A 17507-nucleotide genomic window follows, 5' to 3' on the forward strand; every position below is an offset into this window, starting at 1 on the left:
AAGGGTCGGTTCACCCGCTCGCGCCGCCGCCTGCCGCCGCCCCCTTTTTCCGCCACGGGAAATCGAAATCAGAAATGCTTGGTTGGGGCGCGCCCTTGCGCTGGCTACACTCGCCTCATCTTGTCATAACAAGTTGACCGATGCCCCCACCCAACGTCGTGCCGCTGTCAGCGGCCCCGCTCTACGTGCAGATCAAGGACACGCTGCGCGCGCGCATTCTCGACGGCACCTATGCGCCGCACAGCCGGATGCCGTCCGAGCACGAACTCTGCGCGATGTTCGACGTCAGCCGCATCACGGTGCGCCAGGCGCTCGGCGACCTGCAGAAGGAAGGCCTGCTGTTCAAGCTGCACGGCAAGGGCACGTTCGTGTCGAAGCCGAAGGCCTTCCAGAACGTGACGTCGCTGCAAGGGTTCGCCGAGGCGATGTCGTCGATGGGCTACGAGATCGTCAACCAGTTGCGCAGCCTGCGCACCGTGAAGGCCGATCGCCATCTCGCGACGAAGCTGAACGTGCCGGAAGGCGCGCCGCTCGTCGAGATCCATCGCGTGCGGCTGCTGAACCGCGAACCCGTGTCGCTCGAACAGACCTGGGTGCCGGAGGCGCTCGGCAAGCGGCTCGCGGGTGCCGATCTCGCGACCCGCGACATCTTCCTGATCCTGGAGAACGACTGCGGCATCCCGCTCGGCCACGCCGACGTGTCGATCGACGCGATCCTCGCCGACGACGACATCGTCGACGCACTGCACGTCGAGGAAAGCAGCCCCGTGCTGCGCATCGAGCGCCTCACGCACGACGCGTCGGGGGCGCCGATCGACTACGAACACCTGTACTTCCGCGGCGACGCCTTCCAGTACCGGTTGCGCGTCGACCGGCAGAAGGCGCGCAAACCTGCAAGGAACCCACGATGAACACCCATGTGCACGAATACGACATCGTCGTGGTCGGCGGCGGCACGGCCGGGCCGATGGCGGCCATCAAGGCGAAGGAGCGCGATCCGTCGCTGCGCGTGCTGCTGCTCGAGAAGGCCAACGTCAAACGCAGCGGCGCGATCTCGATGGGGATGGACGGCCTGAACAACGCGGTGATTCCCGGCCATGCGACGCCCGAGCAGTACACGCGCGAGATCACGATCGCCAACGACGGGATCGTCGATCAAGCGGCCGTGTACGCGTACGCGGCGCACAGCTTCACGACGATCGAGCAGCTCGACCGCTGGGGCGTGAAGTTCGAGAAGGACGGCACCGGCGACTACGCGGTGAAGAAGGTCCATCACATGGGCTCGTACGTGCTGCCGATGCCGGAAGGACACGACATCAAGAAGGTGCTGTACCGGCAACTGAAGCGCGCGCGCATCGCGATCACGAACCGGATCGTCGCGACGCGCGTGCTGACCGACGCGCAGGGCCGCGCGAGCGGCGTGCTCGGCTTCGACTGCCGCACCGCCGAGTTCCACGTGATCCGCGCGAAGGCCGTGATCCTCTGCTGCGGCGCGGCCGGCCGCCTGGGCCTGCCGGCGTCGGGCTACCTGATGGGCACGTACGAGAACCCGACCAACGCGGGCGACGGCTACGCGATGGCCTATCACGCGGGCGCGGCGCTCGCGAATCTCGAATGCTTCCAGATCAATCCGCTGATCAAGGACTACAACGGCCCGGCGTGCGCGTACGTGACGGGGCCCCTTGGCGGATTCACCGCGAACGGCAAGGGCGAACGCTTCATCGAATGCGACTACTGGAGCGGCCAGATGATGTGGGAGTTCTACCAGGAACTGCAAAGCGGCAACGGCCCGGTATTCCTGAAGCTCGACCATCTCGCGGAAGAAACGATCCAAACCATCGAACAGATCCTGCATACGAACGAACGGCCGAGCCGCGGCCGCTTCCATGCGGGGCGCGGCACCGACTACCGCCGCCAGATGGTCGAGATGCACATCTCCGAAATCGGCTTCTGCAGCGGCCACAGCGCATCCGGCGTGTACGTGAATGCACGCGCGGAGACGACCGTGCCGGGGCTTTACGCAGCGGGCGACATGGCGGCCGTCCCGCACAACTACATGCTCGGGGCGTTTACGTACGGCTGGTTCGCCGGGCAGAACGCGGCCGATTACGTGGCCGGCCGCGACCATGCGCCGGTGGACGACGAACAGGTCGACGCCGAGCGCACCCGCGTGCTCGCACCGCTGCTGCGCGAACGCGGCCTCGCGCCGGCGCAGGTCGAGTACAAGCTGCGCCGCATGGTGAACGACTACCTGCAACCGCCGAAGGTGACGCGCAAGATGGAAATCGGGCTGCAACGCTTTGACGCCATTACCGAGGATCTCGAAGAGATCAAAGCGAACCATCCGCACGAGCTGATGCGCGCCGCCGAAGTGCGCGCGATCCGCGACTGCGCGGAAATGGCCGCGCGCGCGTCGTTGTTCCGCACCGAAAGCCGCTGGGGCCTGTACCACCATCGCGTCGATTTTCCGCATCGCAACGATGCCGAATGGTTCTGCCACACCTGGCTGCGCAAGGATGCCGCAGGCGCGATGCGCAGCGAGAAGCGGCCGGTCGAGCCGTACGTCGTGCCGCTTGCCGACGACGAACGCGGCGCCTACGCGCAATTGCGCATCCGCGAACCGGCCGCGCTCGCGGCCGCCCTTTGAGGAGCCTTGCCATGCCGCATACCCCGCACGACATCTTCCAGCGCAGCAGCGCGCCCGTGACGATCGACGAGTCGCTGTGCATCGCCGACAAGGGCTGCACCGTGTGCGTCGACGTATGCCCGCTCGACCTGCTCGCGATCGACGTCACCAAGGGCAAGGCCTACATGCAGTTCGACGAATGCTGGTACTGCATGCCGTGCGAACGCGATTGCCCGACCGGCGCGGTCAAGGTCGACATCCCTTACCTGCTGCGCTGACACGGCGCGCGGCCCCGCACCGGCGACGGCACGACCGAGCCGGCCTCCGTCGACATCGAGCGCCGCTGTCTCGCGCTATTGCGCGAACGTCGCATCAGTACGCATGCCGGCCCGTTCACCGCACCGACTTTATCCATGACCGCTTCTTCCTCCGCTTTTCCGCTGCCGGGCGTGCCGGCCGGCGATCACGCCGATCACGCCGTGCTCGTCGCGCGCCTCGCCGCAGCCGATGCATCGGTGCGCCGCATCGCGCTGCTCGAACTCGCCGACCTCGAAGCGCCCGAACTCGTGCCGTCGTTCGTCGCGGCGCTGCGCGACGATGCGTCGGCCGATGTGCGCCGCGAGGCTGCGCGCGTGCTCGACGCGTGGGAGCAGCCCGATGTCGTCGACGCGCTGTGCCACGCGCTGCTCGATCCGGACGACGGCGTGCGCGCGACCGCCGCGCAAAGCCTGTCCGAACTGAAGAGCGCGGCATCGGGCACCGTGCTGTGCCGCTGGGCCGACCGGCCCGAGCCGTTCGTGCGCGCCGCCGTGCTGCGCGGCTTGCGCGAGTTGCGCGACCCCGATGCGTTCGCGCCGGCCCTGCGCGCGCTCGATGCAAGCGATGCGGACGTCCGCGCCGAGGCGGTCGTCGTGCTCGGCTGGCTCAAGGACGGCCGCGCGCTGCCGCCGCTCGCGCGCGTCGCGACCACGGACACCGATGTGGACGTGCGCCGCGCCGCGGTCGGCGCAATCGGATTTGCTTCGGCGAGCGATGCGGCCGTCGTCACCGCATTGCTCGCCGCGCTGCGCGACGCCGCATGGCAGGTACGCGAGGAAGCCGCTGCCACGCTCGGCAAGCTGCGCGCCGCCGTTGCGCGCGACCCGCTCGTCGCCGCGCTCGACGACGATTACTGGCAAGTGCGCGTGCGCGCCGTCCGCGCGCTCGGCCAATTGCGCGATGCGGCCGCGGCATCGGCCGTCGTCGCGCTGCTCTCGCATGCGATCAGCAATCTGCGCAAGGAAGCCGCACTCGCGCTCGGCGAATTGCGCGACCGGGAGACGCTGCCCGCGCTGCACGGCGCACTCGACGATCGCGACCCCGAAGTACGCAAGGCCGCACGGATCGCGATCGGACAGATCGACGAGGCGTCGCGATGATCGCGCCGACCGAAATTGCACTCGATCACCCCGCGCATGCACTGACGTTGCACTGGCCCGGCGGCGTCACGCAACGCATCGGCTATGCGCGGTTGCGCGGCGATTGCCCGTGTGCGCAATGCCGGAGAATCCGCTTCGATGGCGGCCATATCGACGCGCGGGCCAGCCTGACGTTGGACGGCGTGGAAGCGCTCGGCTACGGCGTGCGCTTCCTGTTCGGCGACGGCCATGCACGCGGCATCTATCCGTGGCCGTACCTGGCGGAGATCGCGTCGCGGCGATGACCCGGCTGCCGCGGTCGCGCGGGCCGGATGGCAGGCATGCGCAAACGCTGCGATACTGACGCCCACGATCGCATCACCCACCGTGGGAGCAGCATCATGCAAACCGCAGTCGGATTCATCGGCCTCGGCGTGATGGGCACGCCGATGGCGCTCAATCTCGCGCGCGCCGGCACGCCGCTCGTCGTGTGGAGTCGTTCGCACCGCAGCGACGATGCACTGCGCGACGCCGGCGCACGGGTGGCCGACGGCATCGACGACGTATTCGCGTCCTGCCGCACCGTGATCCTGATGCTCGCGAACGACGCGGCCATCGATGCCGCTCTCGCCCGCGGCACACGTGCTTTTGCCGCGCGGGTCGGTGGACACACGATCGTCAACATGGGCACGAATGCGCCCGAGTATTCTCGCGCGCTCGCCGACGACATCGCCGCCGCATCAGGCCGCTACGTCGAGGCGCCGGTATCGGGCTCGCGCAAGCCGGCCGAAGCCGGTCAGCTCGTCGTGATGCTGGCCGGCGCGCCGAACGATGTCGATGCCATCCGCACGCTCGTGAAGCCGCTGTGCCGCGACAGCTTCGTGTGCGGCGACGTGCCGGCGGCGCTGACGATGAAGCTCGCCGTCAACCTGTTCCTGATCACGATGGTTACTGGTCTCGCCGAAGCCACGCACTTCGCGCAACGTCACGGCATCGACCTCGCGCGCTTCGCCGACGTGCTGAATGCCGGCCCGATGGCGAGCGACGTGTCGCGCGTGAAGCTCGGCAAGTTCGTCACGGAAGATTTCTCGGTGCAGGCCGCGATCAGCGACGTGCTGAAAAACGCGTGCCTCGTCGCCGAGTCCGCGCGCGGCATCGGCATCGCGTCGCCGCTGCTCGACATCTGCCATGCGCTTTACGGCGAAACCGAACAGGCCGGACATGGCGCGGCCGATATGGTCGCCGTGATTCGTGCGATCGAACGGCGTACCGGGGACATGCCATGAGCGGCGTGCACACTCACCTATTCGTTCGCAGCGGCAGGTAGGCACAACCATGTCCGCAACCGGCACGTCCGCAACCGGCAACGCTGCACCCTTGCGCCCCGTTCCCGCCGTGATCGGCATCGTGCTGCGCGAGCGCGACGTGCTGCTCGTGCGCCGCGCGAACCCGCCCGATGCCGGCTGCTGGGGCTTCCCCGGCGGCAAGATCGAGCCGGGAGAGCCGCTTGCCGAGGCGGTCGTGCGCGAGATCGCGGAAGAAACGACGATCGACGTGGAGGCGCTCGACGCCTTTACCGCGCTGGACGCGTTCGATTACGATGCGCACGGCGCCGTGCGCCAGCATTTCATCATGGTCGCGGTGCTGTGCAGATGGCTGCGCGGCACGCCAGCCGCCGGCGACGACGCGCTCGACGCGCGCTGGTTCGGCCTCGACGAACTCGACCGCGACGATTTGCCGATGAGCGCGGGTGTGCGCGATGTCGCGCGACGGGCGATCAAGCGGGCGGCGGTGCTGGAGCACGCGCGACTGCCATCCGCGTGACACTTCGCTGTCGCTTGTGCATTACCGCGACGCGTTCGCTCCGTCACCGAGGCGGCCCCCGGCGAGCGCCAAGTCATCCCATATCAAACCATGATCAAAATTCGACAATCCACCGAGGCCGACGGCACACGCGTACTGGACATCTGGCGCCAAGCCGTCGATGCCACGCATCACTTCCTGAGCGAAGACGATCGTCGCGCGATCGAATCCGAAGTCGTCGCGTTCCTGCCGGGCGCACCGCTCGATCTGGCCGTCGACGAAACCGATCGCCCGATCGGCTTCATGCTGCTCGACGGCAGCCACATGGAAGCGCTGTTCGTCGATCCCGCCCACCATCGCGCGGGGGTCGGGCGGCTGCTCGTCGAAGAGGCGATCAAGCGCCATCCCGACCTGTCGACCGACGTCAACGAACAGAACGAAGCGGCGGCACGATTCTATGAACGGCTCGGATTCGAGCGCTGCGGGCGATCGGAGCTGGATGGACAGGGGCGGCCTTATCCGCTGATTCACCTTCGTTATCGCGGGTGCGGTCGAGACTGAAAATCATCCCGACGGGCTGCCGGTCGTCAGCGGCCAGCGCCCCAACACGTCGTAGTGCGACTTGCCGAGCCAGCTATCGATCAGGACGAAGTCGAAGACGGTCCAGGTAATCGGCTCGATCCGATACTCATCGGGCCTTGGCGCGCCATACAGCAGCGTCACGTGCGGGGTGAAACCTGCAGGAAGAATGCTCAGCCCCGCCTCTTGTTTCAGCGCACGTCGCAACTGCCGTCGAAAGTCGATCAAGTGTCCCAGACCGGCCCGCCCCATCAGCACGAGCGGCTGACGACCGGGCCGCCCGTTGAAGCTGATGATCCTGTCGAACTTCACGGAGAAAGACGGCCCATCCATGCGGTCCGCGACCGCGCGGGCCCGCGCAAGCGTAGCGTCCGGCACGTAAGCGAAGTCGCCTAGAGAGCCGAGCGTGATGTGCAGACGCTCGGGGCCCACTGGACTGTCCTTCTCCAGTCGCAAGCTGTTGGCCATGCCGGCAATGCGCACCGCCGTGGCCGGATCCGGCATCACGGCGAAAAAGAAGCGGTGCACGGGAACCGGCGGCGGCGCATCGAATCCGGGTAGCGTCAGTTGAGTCACGGCAGCATGTCCGACTGGCCTGGAGCGAGATTTTCATTATCGTCAATCGACAGCCTGCCCGCTCGACGAACCCGCCGTTCGCGCGCCCGAAGATGCTACCCTCTCGGCCACACTCGACATCCTCTAATGAAGCACCCGAATTCAACCATGCAAACCGTCGCGGTACTGGACTTCGAAACAACCGGGCTGTCGCCGAATCTGGGCGACCGTGCAACCGAAATTGCCGTCATCCTGCTGCGCGACGGGCAGGTCGTCGACCGTTTCCAGAGTTTGATGAATGCAGGCCGACGCATCCCGTCCGACGTCGTCGCGCTCACGGGCATCACGAACGACATGATCGCGGCGGCGCCCCCGGCTTCCGAAGTCATGAAGGAAGCGGCGGCGTTCGTCGGCCAGCATGCGGTCGTGGCCCACAACGCCGGTTTCGACAAGCGCTTCTGGCAGTCGGAACTCGGGATGCTCGGCATGTCGGCCGACCATGCATTTGCGTGCACGATGCTGGTGGCGCGACGGATCTACCCGGACGCGCGCAGTCACCGCCTGTCGAGCCTGGCCGAGATGCTGCGGCTGCCGCAATCGGGCCGTGCGCACCGCGCGATGGTCGATGCGGAGATGGCCGGCCATCTGTGGTGCCGGTTGCAGCAGGACATTTCGCGGACTTATGGGCTGGATCGCATCGATCATGCGCTGATGTCACGGGTTCAGGCGACGACCAAGGCGAAAGTGCCGATGTATCTGCGGTCGCTCGGGCGGGCGCATGTGTGACGTATCCGGCCCCGGAACGGAAAACGCCACGCTCGCCGACTTCATGCGTTAACGCAAAACGGCCTGGCAATCCATTGCCAGGCCGCTTCTTGCCCCTGCGTGAGCCGGGGCAGCAAGCCAACCGAATCGGTCATCCGCTTGCGAACTATCGCGACATCAAGCGATGCGCCACGACACAAGCGGAATCGAACGCCGATTTAGCCGAAATGCTCACTCCCACTCAATCATAAACAACAATAAAGATTGCTTACGGATCAATACGATACGAAACCACCTTTCATCAGTGCCATGAACAATACCATGTTCAACTTCATAGCAATCGAGGGACGCCAAGGGTTCATGGCAACCTCGCAGCGCTCTGACGCTGCCGAAGGCTGTCCGCCCAAGCCGCCAACGCATCGATCTCTGCCATCAGTGCTTCCGGTCTCGGCAGAGGACGGTTCAACGCAGCGGCAGCGCTGTGCAGCAGCTCGGAACAGCGACCAAATCCGTCGCGCATTGCCTCGCAGTCGGGAACCGTGATCGCGGTCAGCTTCACCAAGCCAGGCGTCTTCACCTCGTTGGACAGTCGCCGGATGACATGTCCGACTGCTTCTTCAACCGCGATCTCCCAGGTATCGCGCAACGTTGCGGCGATGGATTTGACGGACTTGCGCCACTCGTCGTGATTGCCTTGCTCGAAATGGTAACGTTCACCCGCAAGCTGATTGCTCAGACTTGTGGTGATATCACTGACCCGACGCGCTTTGAATGGCGGCTCGCTGCGGCAGAAGCCTGCCTTGTCAGCCCCCCGACTGATGGAGCTAATCGCAACGGGCGGCTTAGGCTGCACATCGTCAGCCGCGCGATTCAACTCGAACAGGAACGCAAGGTCATGCGTGAAGACGATGACCTGACGATGGGCGGCCTCAGCAATCAGGCGTTTCGCTACGGCCTCCCGATGCATGTGGTCGAGCGAGGAAACGGGATCGTCAAAGACGATGCCGGACTTGTTTTCGGTGGTAGCAAGTTCGGCCATGAACGCGGCCAAGGCAACGCAGCGATGCTCCCCTTCGCTCAAGACCTGTCCCACCGCAGCCGTGGGCTTCCGCGTAAGTGCGACCTTGAATCGGGGAATGCCCTGAACGCTATTTTGCTGGCGAAGCTCCACGGCCAGGCCGGCAATCTCGAAGCTTGCCACCTCGCGAGCGAACTGCGCACGAAGTGCATCCGTAACCAGAGCCTGTGCGATCTCCGTGCTCTTGGTAGTCGTGCGATTGGTGGTGGTGTCTCGTTTGGCCGTATCAAGCCTTACGACTTGCTTAAGGCGTTCGATTTCGGCGAGAACATCGGCTCTGATGCCACCAAGCCATTGCCGATCCGCCAGTTCGGCCTTTTCGGCGAGCAAGGCGGCACGAGCGGGAGAGCCAGCCTCTGCGGCAAGGGCGTTCGCCCTAGACTCAATGCCCGCGGCTTGATCGACCAGCGCTTGACGCGGATACTCCGTAAAGGGCACATCAATGGTGGCGCTTGGATTTGCGTGGCGTCGCCTGATCTGGCGATGACGCCACAGCGCGCGCAAGGTCGCGCCCCTAATCTCCAGCGCCAAGGCATCCAGACGCAGTTCGTCGCGGACGGTCGCCAAAATGTTCGCAAGCTCGGCCAACGAAATAGCCTCCCCCTTGAACGTTGCCAGTGCCCTGTCGTATGCGAGGCGTGCAGCCTCGGCACGTTGCTGGCTGTCGTCGCGCACAAAAGCCTCGAAGCGATTGAGACGGTCAGCAGCGACGGGCGTCAACTCTTGCTGGCAAAGCACGCACACACTGCCGGGATCTGTGACCGGGAAGCGCCGGTCGGGGTAGGCTTCAGCGTCCGAGAATGCTCGGGCACTAGTCCATAGTGCCTGCCAAACCTCCGACCCGATCTGCGGCAGCGGTTCGTCACGGAAAAGCGCACTGGAGGCAGCTTCTGCTGCCCGGCGTGCCGCATCGCTATCAATGGCATGGCGGCGCAGGTTATTGACAGTCTCGTCGCCGATTGAAACAAACAACCGATCCAGGCGTGCAATATGGCCATCAACCTTGGCCTTTAACGTTGCAAGCTGGCGAGCCGCGCGAGCAGGATCACCAGCTAGGTCCGCCGTAAGCTGAGCCAATCGGTCTTGCTCTGCTTGCGTGAGCGTGGTCAATGCTTCGACTGTCGCCGGCGCAGTGTTGGCGGAAAGTCCGGCCATGAGCTTGCCGACCGCTGTGTCCTTGCTGCATGCCGGTGTTCTGATCGCTTCGGGCGTTTGCGCCTTTATCTGCGCGATCTCGGCTTCCAGCTTGTCCTTGACCGACTTGCAGAGCTGCGCCAGCGCACCAAGCAGTTTGAGCGGAAATGGCGTGTAAGCTACGTCGTTCGTATCGTCGACGTGGACGTTCGCAGTGCGGGAATCGAAAACGCTGATGCCTGAAAGCGCCGTGTCGGCGGCTTGTCCAAGCTGCCAAGCACAAGTGTGGTTCTGACCGCCGATCGCATATTCAATCGTGGCGCTCGGCGTGCCTGGGGCTGGGTCATAGATATCCGGCGAGATTTCCTCGGCTCGTCCAGGCATACGGGCGCGGCAAACCTTCTTGAGAATCCGCGCGTAGCCGGATTTTCCCGATCCGTTATCGCCATAAATGATCGTCAAGCCGACTCGATGGAGTGTCAACCGCTGGTCCGGCGCAAGGGCGTTGACATGCCGAACTCCATGCACCTGCCGCAGATAGACTTCCCCCTGCTCACGGTTCGCGCCACGAAGGTGCTCGGCTTCCAGCGGGACCGCCGGGCTATCGCCCTTGCAGATGGCAACCAACTCGTCGATCTCGACTGCCTCTAAAGCAGCCTGGGTCGCGAGTCGGCGCAGCGCGTCCCGTTGCCAGCCCGGACTTTCAGAAGACCACGCAAGAATGCTAGCCAGCGCCTCGGCTTCAGTCGTCATACCCCCTCCCCCAAATCTAAGCTCCCCAAGTACCAGCACCAGGCACTAGTCCGCAGATTCTAGCTGAGAGGCGACCGATTACACATGCAGGGCCGCCCATTTGGATTGGGCAATCAAAAACCTCTTGCGCTTCGCGCCTTGAGCGATGTGTAGGGCCACCCTTCCCCCGTGCTATACCATTCACGATTGATATTCTAAAAGTGAAGGCAATTTAAGGGGGCTGAATGCTGTATGCGTGGATTAATGGAGAGAAACGCCCGCCCATTACTAAAGGCGAAAGCACGACATGCCGCGATTGTGGGGGCATGCTCACTTCCGTCATTCCCGTCGAGAACGTAAAGCACTGGCGACACAAGGCGGGAGATTGTGACTCTTGGAGCGAGCCGGAAGGCCCTTGGCACCTCGGCTGGAAAGAGGCTTTCCCCGAGGACTGCCGCGAGATCGGCCTAATCGACCCCATGACAGGTGAGCGCCACAGGGCCGATGTGCTGTGCGGCGCTGGCACGCCGCACGCGACCGTGCTGGAGCTGCAATATTCTCCGATATCGGAAGATGAGCGTGCTGCACGAGAGACCTTCTACCGGCGAGACCATCGCATGTTTTGGCTGGTGCATGTCCATGACAGTTCTTCTAGTTTCACGGGCTGGAGTTTCGCCGCATCGATGGATTGGCAATCTCGACCTGTCGATATCGACGGCCGGCGCTTTGCGGTCATGCAATGGTTCGGTCGTAGCAAACAGTTCATCGAGAAATGGAAGCGTGCGACCGCCCACGTCTTCTTCGAGTGCCAGGATCGAATTTTCTTTCTCGCAGGCGATGCTCTAACACGGCGCATAACGGGTGGCACTCCGCTAAAAAGAGGTCAATACGCCCTGTGCCATTTGACACGCGAGGAGTTCATCCGCGCCGTTCAAGGAGCCAACTAACGATGGCCAACGATGGTGTGCGCATTGTGATTGAAGGCGGGATTGACTCCTATCTGGCTGCTGCCGATGAAACAACGGCCGAATTACTAACATCTAAAGAGCCACTAGTTGCGGCACTTCGGGAGTACGACACCTATTTTCGTGAAGGGCTTTGGCGTCAGTATCAGCCCCCCGCTGTCCCGCTCGTGCTCTGCATGAACGCGTACCAGCTTTTCCTAGCCGGTTCCCGCATGGCCTTGAGCGGCCATTGCGCCGCCGTTTTCCCACTGCTGCGCACTGCACTCGAATCTGCTGCATATGCAAGCTTAATGACGCATAAGCCTGATTTACAGGAGATTTGGACCCGCCGACATCAAGGCGAGGCTGATAAAAAGGCCTGCCGCAAAGCATTTACTTTCGAGAAGGCAATCGGACTATTGAAGCATCGTGCTCCCGATATTCATGCGCTTGCCGCTCTTATCTACGAAGGGGCAATTGACTACGGAGCGCATCCAAACATCAAAGGCGTTTTCGGCCACGTGTCTATAGAGGACCAGGACGCCGACTTTGTCTCAGTCAGTCATACCAGTCTTTACGGAGCAACCCACATCGAGACGATCCGCGGCCTCTGCGCTTGCCTCGATTTCGGCCTTGCCATTATCAGCATCATCGCACTGTCCTCCCCAGAGATCAGCGGCGCACTACTGGCAGACCTTAGTCACCTCAATGAGGCAAAGAACGCCGCAACTAAGCGCTATGAGCGTGAAGTCGATGCAGTGGCGGAAGGTTATGTCTGAGCCGAATCCAGCCCGTATTGTTTATGCGCTTGGCGCCGTCGGTCGCGTCTGTGCGCCAACTCGGTTTTTGCCTAACCATGCCACAGAAACGGGATGCTTGGCGATGCAAAACCTTGCCAGCCAGTGCCAAGCCGAGAATGAAAAAAGCCCGCAGTTACGCGGGCTTAGAGGTGATTTCGTGCTCTTTGGTGCCGGCTTATGCCGGACGCGGGATCATTCCCACTCAATCGTCGCCGGTGGCTTCCCCGAGATGTCATACACCACGCGATTGATCCCGCGCACCTCATTGATGATCCGGTTCGACGCGCGGCCGAGCAGCGCATACGGCAGATGCGCCCAATGCGCGGTCATGAAGTCGGTCGTCTGCACGGCCCGCAACGACGTCACATAGTCATACGTCCGCCCATCGCCCATCACGCCGACCGACTTCACCGGCAGGAACACCGCGAACGCCTGGCTCGTCAGGTCGTACCAGCTCTTGCCGACGTCGGCGTCGCCGCACAGGCCGGCCGCCGCATCCTGCGCGGTCGCGACCGTGCCGCGCAGTTCCTCGATGAAGATCGCGTCCGCGCGGCGCAGCAGATCCGCGTACTCGCGCTTCACTTCGCCGAGAATCCGCACGCCGAGGCCCGGGCCCGGGAACGGATGGCGGTACACCATCTCCGGCGGCAGGCCGAGCGCGACGCCCAGCTCGCGCACTTCGTCCTTGAACAGGTCGCGCAGCGGTTCGAGCAGCTTCAGGCCGAGCGTTTCCGGCAGGCCGCCGACGTTGTGGTGGCTCTTGATCGTCGTCGCCTTCTTCGTCTTCGTGCCGCCCGATTCGACCACGTCCGGGTAGATCGTGCCCTGCGCGAGCCACTTCGCCTTCGACAGCTTCTTCGCTTCCGCCTGGAACACCTCGACGAACTCGCGGCCGATGATCTTGCGCTTCGCTTCCGGATCGGTCACGCCGGCCAGATGGCCGAGGAACTGGTCGGACGCGTCGACGTGCACGACCTTCGCATGCAGGCGGCCCTCGAACATGTCGAGCACCATCTTGCCCTCGTTCAGGCGCAGCAGGCCGTGGTCGACGAACACGCACGTCAGTTGATCGCCGATCGCACGATGGATCAGCGCGGCCGCGACGCTCGAATCGACGCCGCCCGACAGGCCGAGAATCACTTCCTCGTCACCGACCTGCTCGCGGATCTTCGCGACGGCTTCCTCGATGTGGTTCTTCATGATCCAGTCGGGCTTCGCGCCGGCGATCTGCAGCACGAAGCGTTCGATGATCTGCCGGCCCTTCACCGTGTGCGTGACTTCCGGGTGGAACTGCACCGCGTAGTAGCCGCGCGCCTCGTCGGCCATGCCGGCGATCGGGCAGCTCGGCGTCGACGCCATCAGCGCGAAGCCCGGCGGCAACTCGGCCACCTTGTCGCCGTGGCTCATCCAGACCTTCAGCATCCCGTGGCCTTCGGCCGTCGTGAAATCCTCGATGCCGTCGAGCAGGCGCGTATGGCCGTGCGCACGCATTTCCGCGTAACCGAATTCGCGATGATCGCTCCACTCGACCTTGCCGCCGAGCTGCACGGCCATCGTCTGCATCCCGTAGCAGATGCCGAGCACCGGCACGCCGAGATCCCACACGGCCTGCGGCGCACGCAGCTGGTGGTCTTCATACGTGCTCGCGTGGCTGCCCGACAGGATCACCGCCTTCGGCGCGAACTCGCGGACGAAGTCGTCGGACACGTCGTTCGGGTGAATTTCGCAGTAGACGTGCGCTTCGCGCACGCGGCGCGCGATCAGTTGGGTGACTTGCGAACCGAAGTCGAGAATCAGGATTTTGTCGTGCATGGCTGCGGACGGGATGAAGAGAATAAGAAAAGCAGCGCATCGAGCGCTGCGTCAAAAACATGGACAGCGGCGTCGGGCGGCAGGCGGCTCGCGCGACGCATCGCCGGTCAATCCTGCGACGGCGGGCGCGCGTCGAACGCGACGCTGCCTGACGCACGGTCGGATGCGGCCGACGGGGTAGCCGCGGCCGGCGCCGCAGGCGCCACCGGACGGCTGACGACCGGCTCGACTCGCGGCTGCGCCACGGAGGCCGGCGCCGGTTCGACCGGACGCTTCGCATCGCGGCCCTCGAGCGCCTGCGCCTTGTCGGCCCTTTCGCGCCGGCGCACGGCCGATGCGAGCCGCACGCCGCCGAGGCCGAGCACGATCAGCGCGACGCCGGCCACGGCCGACAGCACCCGGCCGGCGGCCGCGAGCGCCGGCCCGCTGCCGGTGCCGATCGACCACACGACCGTCAGCACGCCGGTCAGCCAGTACACGTGGCCGACCGGGCGCGCGACGGGCGCCGTGAGATCGCCGTTGAACGCCGCATGAAACGCGAGCCACGCGAGCCCGAGCAGCGCGATGCCGAACGCCTGGCCGAGCATCGCGGGCTGGATGTTCGCCAGTTGCAGCGCATTGAACAGCGCCTGCCAGGGCGTCAGCACGAACAGCGCGCCGAACGCCAGCAGCAGTACGGCATCGACGATCAGCACGGCTCGCAGCAGCGGTTTCATCGGCGATCAGTCCACGTGGTAGTTCGGTGCTTCCTTCGTGATCTGCACGTCGTGCACGTGCGACTCGCGCATGCCCGCCGCGGTGATCTGGACGAATTCCGCCTTCTCGTGCAGCTCGTCGATCGTGCGGCAGCCGCAGTAGCCCATGCTCGCGCGCACGCCGCCGACCAGCTGGAACAGGATCGCGTTGACCGAACCCTTGTACGCGACGCGGCCTTCGATGCCTTCCGGCACGAGCTTGTCGATGTTCGCCGAGTTGTCCTGGAAGTAGCGGTCAGCCGCGCCGTCCTTCATCGCACCGACCGAACCCATGCCGCGGTACGACTTGTACTGGCGGCCCTGGTACAGGAACACGTCGCCCGGCGCCTCTTCGGTGCCCGCGAACATGCTGCCCATCATCACCGCGTTCGCGCCGGCCGCGAGCGCCTTCGACACGTCGCCCGAGAAGCGCACGCCGCCGTCGGCGATGCACGGCACGCCGGTGCCCTTCAGCGCCTCCGCGACGTTCGCGATCGCGCTGATCTGCGGCACGCCGACGCCCGCGACGATCCGCGTCGTGCAGATCGAGCCCGGGCCGATACCGACCTTGACCGCGTCCGCGCCGTATTCGACGAGCGCCTTCGCGGCGGCGGCCGTCGCGATGTTGCCGCCGATCACCTCGACGTGCGGGAAGTTCTGCTTGACCCAGCGCACGCGCTCGAGCACGCCCTTGCTGTGGCCGTGCGCGGTATCGACGACGATCACGTCGACGCCGGCCTGCACCAGCAGTTCGACACGCTCTTCGTTGTCCGGGCCGACGCCGACCGCCGCGCCTGCGCGCAGCTTGCCGTGTTCGTCCTTGCACGCGTCCGGGTGCTCGGTCTGCTTCGTGATGTCCTTGACGGTCATCAGGCCGCGCAGCTCGAACGCGTCGTTGACGACCAGCACGCGCTCGAGGCGGTGGCTGTGCATCAGCGCCTTCGCTTCGGCGAGCGGCGTGCCTTCCTTGACCGTGACGAGGCGCTCGCGCGGCGTCATGATCGACTTGACCGGCTCGTCGAGGCGCGTTTCGAAACGCAGGTCGCGGTTCGTGACGATGCCGACGAGCTGCGGGCCTTCGACGACCGGGAAGCCCGAGATGCCATGCTGGCGCGACAGCGCGATCACGTCGCGCACCTTCATTTGCGGCGGCACCGTGATCGGGTCGCGGACGACGCCCGACTCGAAACGCTTGACCTTCGCGACTTCGCGGGCCTGCTCGGCCGGCGTGAGGTTCTTGTGGACGATACCGACGCCCCCCTGCTGCGCCATCGCGATCGCGAGGCGACCTTCGGTGACCGTGTCCATCGCGGCGGACACGAGCGGCATGTTCAGGGAGATGTTGCGGGTCAGCTTGGTCTTGAGGCTGGTGTCGCGCGGGAGAACGTCGGAGAAGGCGGGAACGAGGAGCACGTCATCGAAAGTGAGTGCTTTTTGGATCAGACGCATGGCAAATCCTATGGGCGCAAAAGCGAATTATACGCGAAGCGCCGTGATTTTTCACAACACGAACAACGGCTTAGCCGGTTTCGGCGGTTCGGGGGCCGAATCGTTCGGATCGCCGTTCGGTTCGTTTTCGATCGACTTTCGTTTCACCGCTGCGTCGAGCCATTCGCGCCGCCGGCGGCCGGACGGCACGTGCGCGTGTCGCGGCGAGGCGACACGGGCGCGACGGCGGCGGCCGCGCACGGCCCGGCGACCCGCGCGCCGAAGCGGCTTGCCTGCCCGACCTCACGCCAGACCGGCCGCACGGGCGGTCATCGCGATGCCGCCCGCCACCGTCCCGCAACCGACGATCCACGCGACGCGCCAGCCGGCAGGCGCAACGCGTTCGGCGGCGATCGCGACCGTCACGGCGGCCATCACGCGCAGGTCCATCATGCCGGCCACCAGCGCGACCGCCATCAGATTCCCGCAACACGCGCCGCATCGGATCGCGGCGTGCACGCCGTACCGCCATGCCGTGACGGCTGCTGCCCGTGGCCGATGCACGTCGTGCGCCGTCGGGTGCCGGCAGCACGCGAGCCGCCGCGCCTTCCACCCGGAAAATTGCAACGCGCCCGCGGCCAGCACGACGGCGCCGGCCACGAACGGCATCGCCCCGGCGAGCGCCGGCAGACGGGCAGCGGCCGCCGTCAGCGCAGCGCCGGCCGGCAACACGAGCGCCCCGAGCACCATCCAGACCGAGAAATATCCCGCCCCCGCGACGACGACGAGCCAGGCCGACCGCGCCGCCGCCCGTGGGCCGATGCGCCGCCGGTAATGCCAGAGCTGCGGCGCGAGCACCGGCAGCATCATCGTCACCGTCATCGCGCCCCACATTCCGGCGAAGGCCGCGAATGCGCGGCCGGCGCCCTGGCCGCACGGCCGCAGCCATACGGCCGAAGCCATCCAGCCGCCGGGCATCGGTTCGCCGCCCATCGCACCCATCGACGCGTGCTGCGCCAACGTCGCCATCGCGGCGAGCGCGAACACGGCGGTGGCCGCCACGCCGAATGCCCGCGGATCGGGGGCCGCCTCGCCGGTTGCCGTTCGCGTCATCGCGCGC

General features: G+C 65.2%; 17 protein-coding genes. 11 read left to right on the forward strand and 6 right to left on the reverse strand.

Annotated features, from left to right (window positions below; genetic code table 11):
- Positions 1 to 140: 140 nt before the first annotated feature.
- The 8 genes from CFB35_RS10205 to CFB35_RS10240 all read left to right on the forward strand — a co-directional run bounded on the left by CFB35_RS10205 (position 141) and on the right by CFB35_RS10240 (position 6387).
- Positions 141 to 911 carry a GntR family transcriptional regulator gene (locus CFB35_RS10205; protein WP_059573723.1) on the forward strand — a complete coding sequence of 257 codons (771 nt, stop codon included), beginning with the start codon at positions 141 to 143 and terminating at the stop codon, positions 909 to 911.
- Positions 908 to 2647, forward strand: coding sequence for a fumarate reductase/succinate dehydrogenase flavoprotein subunit (locus tag CFB35_RS10210; RefSeq protein WP_059573722.1), 1740 nt, complete (start codon positions 908 to 910; stop codon positions 2645 to 2647). Before CFB35_RS10205 ends, CFB35_RS10210 begins: the two co-directional genes overlap by 4 nt.
- 11 nt (positions 2648 to 2658) lie before the next feature.
- On the forward strand, positions 2659 to 2904 hold the full coding sequence (locus CFB35_RS10215) for a ferredoxin family protein (protein WP_006490846.1): 246 nt from the start codon (positions 2659 to 2661) through the stop codon (positions 2902 to 2904).
- A gap of 135 nt (positions 2905 to 3039) precedes the next feature.
- Complete coding sequence (locus CFB35_RS10220; RefSeq protein ID WP_059573721.1) at positions 3040 to 4044, forward strand: HEAT repeat domain-containing protein; 1005 nt, start codon at positions 3040 to 3042, stop codon at positions 4042 to 4044.
- Positions 4041 to 4328 (forward strand): gamma-butyrobetaine hydroxylase-like domain-containing protein, encoded by a 288-nt coding sequence (locus CFB35_RS10225; protein WP_059573720.1) that lies wholly within the window; start codon positions 4041 to 4043, stop codon positions 4326 to 4328. Before CFB35_RS10220 ends, CFB35_RS10225 begins: the two co-directional genes overlap by 4 nt.
- A gap of 36 nt (positions 4329 to 4364) precedes the next feature.
- Positions 4365 to 5309, forward strand: coding sequence for an NAD(P)-dependent oxidoreductase (locus CFB35_RS10230; protein ID WP_143328711.1), 945 nt, complete (start codon positions 4365 to 4367; stop codon positions 5307 to 5309).
- A gap of 49 nt (positions 5310 to 5358) precedes the next feature.
- Positions 5359 to 5847, forward strand: a complete 489-nt coding sequence (locus CFB35_RS10235; RefSeq protein WP_089464900.1) for an NUDIX hydrolase — start codon at positions 5359 to 5361, stop codon at positions 5845 to 5847.
- A gap of 90 nt (positions 5848 to 5937) precedes the next feature.
- A complete protein-coding gene (locus CFB35_RS10240; protein ID WP_089464901.1) occupies positions 5938 to 6387 on the forward strand; it encodes an acetyltransferase in 450 nt (149 codons plus the stop codon).
- Positions 6388 to 6390: 3 nt separating this feature from the next.
- Here CFB35_RS10240 and CFB35_RS10245 read toward each other — a convergent pair whose 3' ends face one another.
- Positions 6391 to 6981, reverse strand: coding sequence for a 2'-5' RNA ligase family protein (locus CFB35_RS10245; protein ID WP_089464902.1), 591 nt, complete (start codon positions 6979 to 6981; stop codon positions 6391 to 6393).
- 147 nt (positions 6982 to 7128) lie between these two features.
- On the opposite strand from CFB35_RS10245, the gene CFB35_RS10250 reads away from it, so the two are divergent.
- On the forward strand, positions 7129 to 7746 hold the full coding sequence (locus CFB35_RS10250; RefSeq protein WP_059645438.1) for a PolC-type DNA polymerase III: 618 nt from the start codon (positions 7129 to 7131) through the stop codon (positions 7744 to 7746).
- Positions 7747 to 8083: 337 nt separating this feature from the next.
- Here CFB35_RS10250 and CFB35_RS10255 read toward each other — a convergent pair whose 3' ends face one another.
- Entirely contained in the window at positions 8084 to 10690 is a 2607-nt protein-coding gene (locus tag CFB35_RS10255; protein WP_089464903.1) for an AAA family ATPase, read from the reverse strand.
- Between the two features lie 305 nt (positions 10691 to 10995).
- Between CFB35_RS10255 and CFB35_RS10260 the strand changes: the two genes are divergently transcribed.
- Positions 10996 to 11616, forward strand: a complete 621-nt coding sequence (locus CFB35_RS10260; protein ID WP_218828248.1) for a hypothetical protein — start codon at positions 10996 to 10998, stop codon at positions 11614 to 11616.
- Positions 11617 to 11618: 2 nt separating this feature from the next.
- Positions 11619 to 12392, forward strand: a complete 774-nt coding sequence (locus CFB35_RS10265; RefSeq protein WP_089464905.1) for a hypothetical protein — start codon at positions 11619 to 11621, stop codon at positions 12390 to 12392.
- Positions 12393 to 12605: 213 nt separating this feature from the next.
- Here the strand turns inward: CFB35_RS10265 and guaA are convergent, their stop codons facing one another.
- The 4 genes from guaA to CFB35_RS10285 all read right to left on the reverse strand — a co-directional run bounded on the left by guaA (position 12606) and on the right by CFB35_RS10285 (position 17500).
- A complete protein-coding gene (gene guaA / locus CFB35_RS10270) occupies positions 12606 to 14225 on the reverse strand; it encodes a glutamine-hydrolyzing GMP synthase (protein WP_059573715.1) in 1620 nt (539 codons plus the stop codon).
- Between the two features lie 107 nt (positions 14226 to 14332).
- Positions 14333 to 14941 (reverse strand): hypothetical protein, encoded by a 609-nt coding sequence (locus CFB35_RS10275; RefSeq protein WP_089464906.1) that lies wholly within the window; start codon positions 14939 to 14941, stop codon positions 14333 to 14335.
- Between the two features lie 6 nt (positions 14942 to 14947).
- On the reverse strand, positions 14948 to 16408 hold the full coding sequence (gene guaB, locus CFB35_RS10280) for an IMP dehydrogenase (RefSeq protein WP_034207642.1): 1461 nt from the start codon (positions 16406 to 16408) through the stop codon (positions 14948 to 14950).
- Positions 16409 to 16690: 282 nt separating this feature from the next.
- Positions 16691 to 17500 carry a DUF2182 domain-containing protein gene (locus tag CFB35_RS10285; RefSeq protein WP_089464907.1) on the reverse strand — a complete coding sequence of 270 codons (810 nt, stop codon included), beginning with the start codon at positions 17498 to 17500 and terminating at the stop codon, positions 16691 to 16693.
- Positions 17501 to 17507 lie beyond the last annotated feature (7 nt).

Source organism: Burkholderia sp. AU16482 (genome assembly GCF_002223285.1).
GTDB classification, from domain to species: Bacteria; Pseudomonadota; Gammaproteobacteria; order Burkholderiales; family Burkholderiaceae; genus Burkholderia; species Burkholderia semiarida.

Excerpts from the sequence above, each read along its gene's own strand:
- CFB35_RS10205 (WP_059573723.1), top strand. The coding sequence starts at position 141 with ATGCCCCCACCCAACGTCGTGCCGCTGTCAGCGGCCCCGCTCTACGTG.
- CFB35_RS10210 (WP_059573722.1), top strand. The coding sequence starts at position 908 with ATGAACACCCATGTGCACGAATACGACATCGTCGTGGTCGGCGGCGGC.
- CFB35_RS10215 (WP_006490846.1), top strand. The coding sequence starts at position 2,659 with ATGCCGCATACCCCGCACGACATCTTCCAGCGCAGCAGCGCGCCCGTG.
- CFB35_RS10220 (WP_059573721.1), top strand. The coding sequence starts at position 3,040 with ATGACCGCTTCTTCCTCCGCTTTTCCGCTGCCGGGCGTGCCGGCCGGC.
- CFB35_RS10225 (WP_059573720.1), top strand. The coding sequence starts at position 4,041 with ATGATCGCGCCGACCGAAATTGCACTCGATCACCCCGCGCATGCACTG.
- CFB35_RS10230 (WP_143328711.1), top strand. The coding sequence starts at position 4,365 with ATGCGCAAACGCTGCGATACTGACGCCCACGATCGCATCACCCACCGT.
- CFB35_RS10235 (WP_089464900.1), top strand. The coding sequence starts at position 5,359 with ATGTCCGCAACCGGCACGTCCGCAACCGGCAACGCTGCACCCTTGCGC.
- CFB35_RS10240 (WP_089464901.1), top strand. The coding sequence starts at position 5,938 with ATGATCAAAATTCGACAATCCACCGAGGCCGACGGCACACGCGTACTG.
- CFB35_RS10250 (WP_059645438.1), top strand. The coding sequence starts at position 7,129 with ATGCAAACCGTCGCGGTACTGGACTTCGAAACAACCGGGCTGTCGCCG.
- CFB35_RS10255 (WP_089464903.1), bottom strand. The coding sequence starts at position 10,690 with ATGACGACTGAAGCCGAGGCGCTGGCTAGCATTCTTGCGTGGTCTTCT.
- CFB35_RS10260 (WP_218828248.1), top strand. The coding sequence starts at position 10,996 with ATGCTCACTTCCGTCATTCCCGTCGAGAACGTAAAGCACTGGCGACAC.
- CFB35_RS10265 (WP_089464905.1), top strand. The coding sequence starts at position 11,619 with ATGGCCAACGATGGTGTGCGCATTGTGATTGAAGGCGGGATTGACTCC.
- guaA (WP_059573715.1), bottom strand. The coding sequence starts at position 14,225 with ATGCACGACAAAATCCTGATTCTCGACTTCGGTTCGCAAGTCACCCAA.
- CFB35_RS10275 (WP_089464906.1), bottom strand. The coding sequence starts at position 14,941 with ATGAAACCGCTGCTGCGAGCCGTGCTGATCGTCGATGCCGTACTGCTG.
- guaB (WP_034207642.1), bottom strand. The coding sequence starts at position 16,408 with ATGCGTCTGATCCAAAAAGCACTCACTTTCGATGACGTGCTCCTCGTT.
- CFB35_RS10285 (WP_089464907.1), bottom strand. The coding sequence starts at position 17,500 with ATGACGCGAACGGCAACCGGCGAGGCGGCCCCCGATCCGCGGGCATTC.